The sequence below is a fragment of the uncultured Campylobacter sp. genome, assembly GCF_938018145.1.
Taxonomy (GTDB): domain Bacteria; phylum Campylobacterota; class Campylobacteria; order Campylobacterales; family Campylobacteraceae; genus Campylobacter_A.
Genome location: NZ_CALIII010000330.1, coordinates 1 through 9,796 on the forward strand (window position 1 = coordinate 1; position 9,796 = coordinate 9,796).

Annotated in this window: 9 protein-coding genes; 2 read left to right on the forward strand and 7 right to left on the reverse strand. The window is 48.5% G+C overall.

Features of this window, described 5'->3' with window-relative positions:
* On the forward strand, positions 1-1,525 hold a 1,525-nt coding region (locus Q0338_RS07630; RefSeq protein ID WP_298086231.1), incomplete at its 5' end, for a molybdopterin-dependent oxidoreductase.
* A 190-nt stretch (positions 1,526-1,715) separates the two neighbouring features.
* Here the strand turns inward: Q0338_RS07630 and fdh3B are convergent.
* From fdh3B to tupB, 6 genes are all read right to left on the reverse strand, one after another.
* On the reverse strand, positions 1,716-2,357 hold the full coding sequence (gene fdh3B, locus Q0338_RS07635) for a formate dehydrogenase FDH3 subunit beta (RefSeq protein ID WP_004321074.1): 642 nt from the start codon (positions 2,355-2,357) through the stop codon (positions 1,716-1,718).
* Between the two features lies 1 nt (position 2,358).
* Positions 2,359-5,169, reverse strand: coding sequence for a molybdopterin-dependent oxidoreductase (locus Q0338_RS07640; protein WP_298086238.1), 2,811 nt, complete (start codon positions 5,167-5,169; stop codon positions 2,359-2,361).
* 46 nt (positions 5,170-5,215) lie between these two features.
* Positions 5,216-5,392: a twin-arginine translocation signal domain-containing protein gene (locus tag Q0338_RS07645; protein ID WP_298086232.1), complete on the reverse strand. Its 177-nt coding sequence runs from the start codon at positions 5,390-5,392 to the stop codon at positions 5,216-5,218.
* On the reverse strand, positions 5,379-6,104 hold the full coding sequence (locus tag Q0338_RS07650; protein ID WP_298086233.1) for a molecular chaperone TorD family protein: 726 nt from the start codon (positions 6,102-6,104) through the stop codon (positions 5,379-5,381). The genes Q0338_RS07645 and Q0338_RS07650 overlap by 14 nt, the downstream gene beginning before the upstream one ends.
* Positions 6,105-6,404: 300 nt before the next feature.
* Positions 6,405-7,358: a tungstate ABC transporter ATP-binding protein TupC gene (gene tupC / locus Q0338_RS07655; protein WP_298086234.1), complete on the reverse strand. Its 954-nt coding sequence runs from the start codon at positions 7,356-7,358 to the stop codon at positions 6,405-6,407.
* A gap of 94 nt (positions 7,359-7,452) precedes the next feature.
* Positions 7,453-8,145 (reverse strand): tungstate ABC transporter permease TupB, encoded by a 693-nt coding sequence (tupB, locus tag Q0338_RS07660; protein WP_298086235.1) that lies wholly within the window; start codon positions 8,143-8,145, stop codon positions 7,453-7,455.
* A gap of 76 nt (positions 8,146-8,221) precedes the next feature.
* On the opposite strand from tupB, the gene tupA reads away from it, so the two are divergent.
* On the forward strand, positions 8,222-9,040 hold the full coding sequence (gene tupA, locus Q0338_RS07665; RefSeq protein ID WP_298086236.1) for a tungstate ABC transporter substrate-binding protein TupA: 819 nt from the start codon (positions 8,222-8,224) through the stop codon (positions 9,038-9,040).
* 227 nt (positions 9,041-9,267) lie between these two features.
* On the opposite strand, the gene Q0338_RS07670 is transcribed toward tupA, so the two are convergent.
* On the reverse strand, positions 9,268-9,796 hold a 529-nt coding region (locus Q0338_RS07670), incomplete at its 5' end, for an aminotransferase class V-fold PLP-dependent enzyme (RefSeq protein ID WP_298086237.1).

Below are 9,796 nucleotides of genomic sequence, written 5' to 3' on the forward strand. Positions count from 1 at the left end.
TTTGCAAGATAGCGAATTTATCGAGAAATACTCCGAGGGATTTGAATATCTAAAAGAGGCGGTTAAGGACTTTACGCCTGAGCGTTTCGAGCGCGAAACGGGCATAAAAAAAGAGCTCATCATAGAGGCAGCTAGAATGTATGCTAAAGCAGGCGCGGCGGCGATTTGCTACACGATGGGTATCACGCAGTTTAGCGACGGCACGTCAAACGTCTTTTCGCTATCAAATTTAGCCGTTTTAACCGGAAATTTGGGCAAAAAAGGCGCTGGCGTAAATCCTCTGCGCGGTCAAAACAACGTCCAAGGCGCATGCGATATGGGCGCGCTGCCTAACGTCATCCCGGCCGGCGCGGTAAACAGCCCTTACGCGCAGGAGCAAGCGCGCAAAGTATGGCACTTTGAGCTAAATCCGGTTCCGGGCTTTAAGCTAACGCAAGCGCCGGATAAAATGGATAGCGGCGAGCTAAAAGTCCTCTACGTCTACGGCGAAAACCCCGTAATGAGCGATCCTTGGACCGAGCACTTCGTCCACGCCGTCCATCATCTAGACTGCTTTATCGTGCAGGATTTGTTTTTCACAGAGAGCGCGCACAAGGCCGACGTGGTGCTACCTGCAGCGGGCTGGGGAGAAAAGGACGGAACGTTTATAAACACCTCTCGCCGCGTCCAGCGAACGCGCAAAGCTAGCGAACCGGTTAGCGGCGTGGAGCCTGACTGGAAAGTCGTGTGCAACATCGCAAACCGCATGGGGCTAGAGGGATTTGACTTTGCGAGCCCTGAGCAAATTTGGAACGAACTAAGAGAGCTTATGCCTAAATTTTTCGGCGGTATCAGCTACTATAGACTAGGCAAGCTAGGCGGTATCAGCTGGCCGTGCCCCGACGAGGAGCATCCGGGTACGCCGGTGCTTTACGCAGATCACAAGTCTATGCTACCGGGCGGTAAATTCCGCTTCGCGCCGGTACTTTACGTAGATGATAAAGAGGAGCGCGCAAAGGCCGAGGCCGAATTTAGAGCCAAGATGAATATCCCGGACGGCTATCCGGTCGGTAGCGGCGCGCTTAGCGAAGTACCAGACGAGGTATATCCGTGCCTATTTACGACCGGACGCAAGGTCTATCACTACCACACAGGCACTATGACTAGAGAGTGCCCTGCCCTAGAGTACGGTGCTGGTGTAGAGGGCGCGCTCATAGAGGTGAGTCCCGATATCGCTCGCGAGAGGGAGCTAGAGGAGGGCTGCTACGCGCTCGTACAAAACAAACGCGGCCAGATCGCGGCCAAACTACGCGTAAATCCGGATCTAAAAGAAGGCACGATATTTACGACCTTCCACTATAGCGAGGCCGACGGTAACGAGCTAGCAAACGCCGGCGATCCCGATCCGCTCTCAGGCATCACGCCGCTAAAGATGACGATAGCAAATATCAGGCGTCTAAGCGAAGAGGAATTTATCAAATTTAGAGAGCAAAACGAGATGTCGATGCACTCGGCAAATCCGTATTTGTCGCCTGTTAGAGCGTAAATTTAGGGCGGGAGGCCGCCCTTTCTACTTAAATTTATCCATTTTTATTTTAAATTTACCTGCATTCAAATTTGACGAACTATCTATGTAAAATTTAGTGAAGCTAAAGAAACGCGAGTTAGATTTGACGCAGTCAAACCGCGTCAAATTTGGTGTAATAGTTCGCCCCGCCAAAGCGCGGAGCGAAAATTTAGAAGCTGTATTTTAGCCTGTCGCCCGCGTAATAAGCAAGCTTCCAGGTCGGAGTTTGTTTTAGGTCTTTAAAGCCGTAGCCGCGAGCCTTGACTCTATCGCCGTAGATTTTTTCTATCATTGCGGATTCTCCTACTAGCAGCGCCTTTGTCGAGCACATCGCCGCACAAACCGGCACCTTTCCTTCGGAAATTCTATCCTGACCGTACTCTTCGCGCTCGGCTTCGCTATTTGTCGGTAGCGGACCGCCTGCGCACATCGTGCACTTATCCATCGAACCTTTGGCGCCAAACACTCCCTCGCGCGGAAACTGAGGCGCGCCGAACGGACACGCGTATAGACAGTATCCGCAGCCGATGCAGATATCTTTGTCGTGTAGCACGACGCCGTCGGCTCTGATATAAAAGCAATCGACCGGGCAAACCAGCGAGCATGGAGCATCCTCGCAGTGCATGCAGGCTATCGAGGTTGATATTTCCTTACCAGGTACGCCTTCGTTTAGCGTGATGACGCGGCGGCGGCGGATGCCAAGAGGCAGCTCGTGAGCCTCGTCGCAAGCCACCGCACAGCCGTTACAGTCGATACATCTATCGTCGTCGCAGTAAAATTTAAGTCTATTGTTATCGTTAAATTCGCTCATTTTACGCCTTTTCTATGCGGCATAGACCGCTTTTGGTTTCAGGAATCTGAGTGTTTATATCATATCCGTAGTTAGTGACGGTATTTGCGCTCTCGCCTACCGCATAAGGCTTGGTGCCTTCCGGGAAATTACCCGTCATATCAACGCCTTGCATATAACCCGCATAATGAAACGGCATAAAGATGGTGTCGGGTTTAACGGACGGTACCACTCTGGCGCGCACCTTAACCTTAGTACCTTCAGGCGAATGAACCCAGATGAAATCCCAGTTTTTAATGCCGTGTTTAGCCGCAAGTTCAGGGTGGATATCCGCAAACATCTCAGGCGTCAAGCGGCTTAGATACATACTAGCTCTCGTCTCCATGCCCGCGCCGCTAAAATTTACGAGGCGAGCCGTCGTGAGGATAATAGGAAACTCTTTTGAGTAGTCCTTTGCTAGCTGGACGGATTTAAATTTTGTATCGACGCGGTTTTGAAGTTTCTTATCCTCAAAGCTCGGATACTTTTGCGCCAGATCGAATCTAGGCGTATGCAGCGGCTCTCTGTGAAGAGGAATTTGATCCGCAAAAGTCCAAACGATCGTCCTAGCTCGCGCGTTGCCGTACGGAGCGATGTTTTTCTCCATGCATTTTTTAGCGATGATATTACTATCGTCATGTATCCAGCTGCCGCCTATTTTAGCCTTTTCATCCTCGGTTAGCGTGATGCCTAGCACCTTTTCGATGTTATCTTTTTTGATCTCCGGATATCCGCCCTTGACAAACGAATCTACTGGCGCGCTACCGTCTGCGGCTAATTGGCTAACTCCGTTATGCTCTAAGCCGAAGCGGTTTCTAAAACCCATACCGCCTTGCCTAACGGACTTGTTTATATCGTAAAGTATCGGGCTGCCCGGATGATCCTCCGTCCAGCACGGCCACGGCAAGCCGTAGTATTCGCCTTCGACTACGGTGCCCGGTTTTCCTAGGCTTGTTTTTTCGTCAAATTTATCCCAGTTTTCTTGGTGCTTTTTGAGCCTTTCCGGAGTCCAACCCGTCATGCCGATAGTTTTAATTATATTTGCGATCTCGCGCGTAGCGACCTCAGGCCACTCGATCTTACCTTCGGCGTCTCTGATCGTGCGCGTTAGCTCGTCATAGTAGCCTAGCCTTTTGGCAAGCTCGAATAAAATTTCGTGATCGGGCATACTCTCAAAAAGCGGCTCTACGACCTGGCTTCTCCACTGGCCGCTGCGGTTTGTCGCTACAACCGTACCGCTGGTTTCAAACTGCGTCGCCGCAGGCAGTATATAGACGTCGTCTTTTTTGTCCGTTATCACGCCGGCATCGTTTACGAAAGGATCTACTAGAACCAAAAGCTCAAGCGCGTCTAGGCCTTCTTTTACTTTTACTTGTTGCGCGGTAGAGGTGATACCGTTGCCGATTACTACTAAGGCTTTTATACTGTCGCCGGCATTATCTATGGCTTCGTTGCCGTTTTTACCGTCAAGCACGCCCGCCCACCATTTTGATAGCGTAAATCCGGGCTTAAACATCATTTCAGGCTTAACGAAATTCTTTTGGAGCCATTCAAAATCGACCTTCCACATCTTAGCGAAGTATTTCCAGTTGGCTTCGTTTTTTGGATAGTATCCGGGTAACTCGGTCGGCAAATTCGCCATATCCGTCGCGCCTTGAACGTTGTCGTGACCGCGCAGAATATTACAGCCGCCGCCTGATACGCCCATATTTCCTAGCACTAGTTGCAGGATCGGAGCGATACGAGTGTTTGAGCTGCCTATGGTGTGCTGAGTTAGACCCATCGCCCAAACGACCGATCCCGGGCGATTTTTAGCGTAAACTTCGGTTATCTCAAGAAGCGTCTCTTTTTTGATCCCGCAAACATCTGCTACGACTTCAGGCGTCCATTTGGCAGCCTCTTCGCGGATCAGATCCATACCGTAGACGCGGTCGTTTATAAATTCCTTATCTTCCCAGCCGTTTTGAAATATGATATTCATCATGCCGTACATAAAAGGTATATCCGTGCCGGTGCGAATTTGAGCAAAATAATCAGCCTTAGCCGCAGTTCTCGTGTATCTTGGATCGACCACGATTAGCTTTGCGCCGTTATTTTCCTTCGCTTTTAGAAAATGCCTAAAGCCGACCGGGTGGTTTACCGCCGGATTTGCGCCCACTATAAAGATAGACTTCGCGTTTTGGATATCTCCAAGATGATTTGTCATAGCTCCGTAACCCCAAGTATTCGCCACACCGGCGACTGTAGAGCTGTGTCAAAGACGTGCTTGGTGATCTAGGTTATTAGTCCCGAACATCGCTACGAATTTGCTTATATAATAGCTTTGTTCGTTGCAATCTTTTGCAGAGCCTAAAAACATTACTTGCTCTGGATTTTTTTCGCGATACGCTTTTAGTTTGGCGCCGATCTCGTCAAGCGCGTCTTTGTAGCTGATGCGTTTCCATTTGCCGCCTACTTTTTTCATCGGGTATTTTACGCGGCAGTGAGAGCGCACCATATCGATGACGTCGCTGCCCTTACAGCAGTGGCCGCCAGCGCTTACCGGGTGATCTTGGGCTACCTCTTGGCGCACCCAAACGCCGTTTTCTACCTCGGCGCGCACTCCGCATCCAACGGAGCAAACCGTACAAACGGTTTTTACGATTTTAGAGTTTGGAAACGGATTTGCCATCTCTTCTTTTGTGGCGCTTCTAGTTACGCCGCTAGCGGCCAGCCCGCTCATGCCGCCCGCTACGCCTGCTAGCGCGGCCATTTTTAAAAACGATCTTCGCCCGACTGCGTTTGAGTGGGGCATAAGACGTAAATTTGCCTCAGACATATTTATCCTTTCTTAAATTTTATTATTTCGCTTGTTCGTAGTATAGATCCCAGTTTTTGCTTCTTTTATAAAGCACCTCGGTCTTTTTGCTTTTACCGTATTTTAGGTTTGACGCCGTTGCCGTCGCTACTCCGGCCGTAGCCGCTACCGCGCCGACTAGCCCAGCCTTTTTTAAAAATTCTCGCCTATTTTTTTGCATTTTCTTCCTCCATAGCTTTTAGCTTTCTCACTCGGTTTTTTTGTCTTCTTATAGCCTCAGATCTTGAAACTCCATCCAAGGTCTTTTTGCTTTCGCCTTGATTTATAGGACGAGGCGCGCTTAAAACTACGCGCTCAAACTCTATAAATCCTTGCAAAAGCACTGCGACGTCTTTGTAAACTTCGCTACTTTCGTGATTAAAAAGACTCTCTATAAACTCGTCGATGTTTGGGTTTATGATCTCTTTAAAAAGCTGCTCCTCAAGCTCGCCGTATAGCTCCAGCTCGCTCTCTCGCGCGATAAATTCGCTCATTAGCGCAAACACGAAACCCACGTTGTCTTCGTTTTCTTTAAATTTAGCCTCGTCGCGCCTAAGGTCGGTGCGGGCTAAAATTTTACGCACTTTAGCGCAGGCATGCCCGACCTCGTAACCCTCGTCGTAGTATGACAGCGAGTTTCTAAGCGGACTTGGCGGAGCGTGGAAAATTTCATCGAATTCATCCGCTAAATTTTGCGGATTTTTCTCGTCAAATTTTGCCTGTATGCGCATTATCGCGGCGGCCGATTCTTCGTTTAGCGCATGCGCCGCGGCAAGGCCTAGCATCGCGTTTACGCCTGCAAATCTATCCGCGTCTTGGCTAAAAACGAAAAAACGCGAAAATAGCGAGTAGTAAAGCCCGCGTCCCGCCGCAAATTCGCCCTTGCTAGTCATCGCCTTCCTTTATCATTTTTATCTGTTTTTTGAGATTTTTCTCGATTGTGAAACTATACTACTTTTTGGCTTATTTCTTATACTTAAAAAAAAATAAATTAAAAAAATTAATATACGCTTAAATATGCCTTAGTTGCATATTACTTACGGCGACTTTTAGGGGATAAAATAAATATGAAATTTACGCATATATATGGCATTTACGCTTCATTTTGATATTTACTTTTAACTCGGCTATTTTAACGGGCGTTAAATGAGCCTAAATTTAAAATTTGAAGCGAAATTTGCAAAATTTGAGGCTCATTCAAGCCCCAAAAACGCTTCCTCGTCAAATTTAAAATAAATATTTTCGCCGACGTTAAAATTTTGCGAATTTGGCGCCAGCGTTTTTATCAAAAAGTCGCCGATTTTGATTTTTACCAAAAGCTCTTTGCCAAGATAGAGCGAAACCGAGTGCAAGATACCTTCAAGATAGCCTTCTATCGGCGTTTTACTCAGCATTACTTTACCCGGATTTACGGCGATCTTTACGGCGTTACGTAAATTTGACGGCAAATTTACGACCGCGTTTTCGTCAAATTTTAAAACCCCGTCCCGCGCGTCGAATATATTTTTGTATTCGAATTCGCACACGCGCCCCTTGTGCAAAAAGACGTTTTCCTCGGCGATGGCAGTTAGCCATTTATCGTCGTGGCTAGCGATCACAAAGCCGCAGCCGTATCTTTGCCGCATGTAAAGCACCGCCTTGCCGAAAAGCTTTGAAGTGCCCACGTCCACGCTATTTGTCGGCTCGTCAAGCAGATATAGCCGCGATCTAAGCGCCAAATTTAACGCAAAGCTAACGCGCTGCGTCTGCCCGGAGCTTAGCTCAAAGTGGCGCTTGTTTAAAAAACTCTCGTCAAGCCCGACCAAATTTAACGCCTCGCTCGCTCGCTCGTCAAATTCCCCTAGCACTCCGCGGCTTTTTAAAACGGCCTTGAAATTTTCTCTCACGGAGCGTTTTAAAAGCGCGGGCTCTGGCAACAAAACGCTAACGTCGCGCAGTAAATTTAGACTAGGCGCGCTGCTTCCCCACAGCCGCACCTCGCCGCTAGTTGGCTTTTGTAAAAACGACATCACTCGCATCAGCGTGCTTTTGCCGCTGCCGTTGCTGCCCGTTAGCGCAGTGATTTTGGTAACGTCGATATCAAGGCGCGGGATGTTTAAAATCTCGCTCGCGCCGTAGTTTAGGCGTAAATTTCTAACGTTTATCACTTTGCGCCTTTCTCGTTAAATTTAAACAAAAGGCTCAAATTTGAGGCGTCCTGCCAGCTTTTTACGAGCGTATTTTTTTCAAATTTATCAAATTTCATCGATCAAGCCTTTTTAGCGCGTGTATCGCCAAATTTACCGCAAATGCGATAAAAATAAGCACCAAAGCCAGCGCTATACCCATCGCAAACTCGCCCTTGTTCGTCTCCAGCGACACCGCAGTCGTGATCGTGCGGGTAAAATATTTGATATTTCCGCCGATCATCATCGCCACGCCCACCTCAGCCACGATACGCCCGTACGCCGTCGCTACGACCACCATCAGAGCATACCTCAGCTCGTAAAGCACGCAGCCCACTAGCCTAGGCGGGCTCAGGCGTAAATTTAGGATGGTTAGATAGTGCTTTTTGTCCATATTTTCCACGACGCTAGCGCTTAGCGAGACGATGATAGGCAGAGCCAGCACGAACTGCCCCAGCATCACGGCCTTTAGCGTAAAAAGCAGCCCAAACTCGCCAAACGGGCCGTTTCGCGTGATAAATGCATACAAAATAAGCCCGATCGCAACCGTCGGCATCGCAAGCGCCGTATCGCTGAGCAGTCGCAAAATCCTGCGCCCTCTAAAATCGTAAAATCCCAGCGTAAAGCCTAGCGGAAAACCGACTAAAATCGCAAAAAATATCGAAACGCTCGAAGTGTAAAGCGTCGCCCTGATCGCCGAATACGTCTCCTCGTCGCCGCTAAAAAGCAGTCTAAAGGCCTCCAAAAATCCGTTTAGTAAAAAATCCAAATATTCTTTCCTTTGTATATTTCTTAAGTATTAATTTAATGTGCTATAATAGCATACTTTTTAAAAAAGGAGAAAAATGAAAAAAGTAATATTAGGCTCGCTAATCGCGAGCGTTTTGGCGTTCGCGGGCGACAGCGAACTCATCATGGCAACTACGACCAGCACCGATAACACGGGGCTACTAGACGCGATCTATCCTGCGTATAAGGCAAAAACCGGCGTCGATATCAAATGGACTGCCGTAGGCACGGGAGCAGCTTTAAAACTAGGCGAAAACTGCGATGCGGACATACTTTTCGTGCATTCGCCAAAAGTTGAGAAAGAATTTGTAGAAAAGGGCTTTGGCGTTGAGAGAAAACCCGTAATGTACAATGACTTCGTCGTCATCGCCGATAAATCTATCGCCGATAAATTTAAAGGCAAAGACATCAAAGAGAGCTTTGAGCTGATCAAAAAAGAGAATATCAAATTTTTCTCTCGCGGCGATAAATCAGGCACCGACAACAAAGAAAAAGGTATCTGGAAAAAAATCATCGGCGAAGTGCCTGAAAAAGACGGCTGGTACATGCAAACAGGCCAAGGCATGCTAGCTACTATCAACGCTGCAGCCGAGCAAAAGGGCGTGACGTTCACCGACCGCGGCACCTACATCAAGTACGAGGACACCAAAAAAGGCGCGCCTGAGATGGTCATCATCAACGAGGGCGACAACGACCTAAAGAACTTCTACTCGCTAATCGCGGTAAATCCGAAGCACTGCGCTAAGGCCGACATCGAAAACGCAAATAAATTTATCGAGTGGGCGACGAGCGAAGAGGGTCAGAAATTTATCGGCGACTTTAAGCTGCTAGATAAGCCGCTTTTCACGCCTGACGCAAACAGTCGCAAAAACTAATTTAATTTACGCGCAAATTTGAGTCGAATTTATGGCTTAAATTTGCGTGATTCGGGCGCGCTTTGCGCCCTTTTTCTCTCTTAAATTTACTCTTTTTATTTTTTAAATTTAATCAAATTTGACCGCCCAAACCCGTATCTTTACGGCGTAAATTTTCAAATTTGACCGCGCATTTTTGATTTGCTCAAATTTGATCTTTTCGCGAGTCAAATTTAACCCGCTCAAATTTAAATTTTCCCGCCAAACATCTCATACATCGCCTTTTCCTCGCCCCAAAGCTCGCGGTGCTTTTTGATGCAGGATTTTATCGCGCCAACTAAATAGCGCACGTCTTGCTCGGTGTGCGTGTAGTGCAGGCTCACGCGCACGAAGCCGGGCTTGGCTTCTGGCATGCGCCCCTCCTTGATACCCAGCAGATCGTGAGCGTAGGGCCCCGCGCACATCACGCCCGCGCGCGTCTGGATACCAAAGTCGTTGCTAAGGCTCGCGGCGAAATCATACGCCGAGACGCCGCGCACGTTAAAGGAAATTATCGGCAGCCGCGGCGCGCCCTTTGGAGCGTAGTTTATGATCTCGTCAATGCCCGCTAGCTCGCTCTCAAAAAGCCGCGCTAGCTCGTCCTCGGCACTTTTTATTTGCTCGAAGCCCACCTCGTTTCGCAGCGCATATGCCAAATTTGCCCGCATAAGCCCGATTATAGGCGGCGTACCGCCTTCTTCTAGCTGCTCGGGATTTTTCAAAAACACGTGCCCTTCG

Coding starts and splice junctions, on each gene's coding strand:
- fdh3B (WP_004321074.1), bottom strand. CDS start 2,357: ATGAGCGAATTTAACGATAACAATAGACTTAAATTTTACTGCGACGAC.
- Q0338_RS07645 (WP_298086232.1), bottom strand. CDS start 5,392: ATGCAAAAAAATAGGCGAGAATTTTTAAAAAAGGCTGGGCTAGTCGGC.
- Q0338_RS07650 (WP_298086233.1), bottom strand. CDS start 6,104: ATGACTAGCAAGGGCGAATTTGCGGCGGGACGCGGGCTTTACTACTCG.
- tupA (WP_298086236.1), top strand. CDS start 8,222: ATGAAAAAAGTAATATTAGGCTCGCTAATCGCGAGCGTTTTGGCGTTC.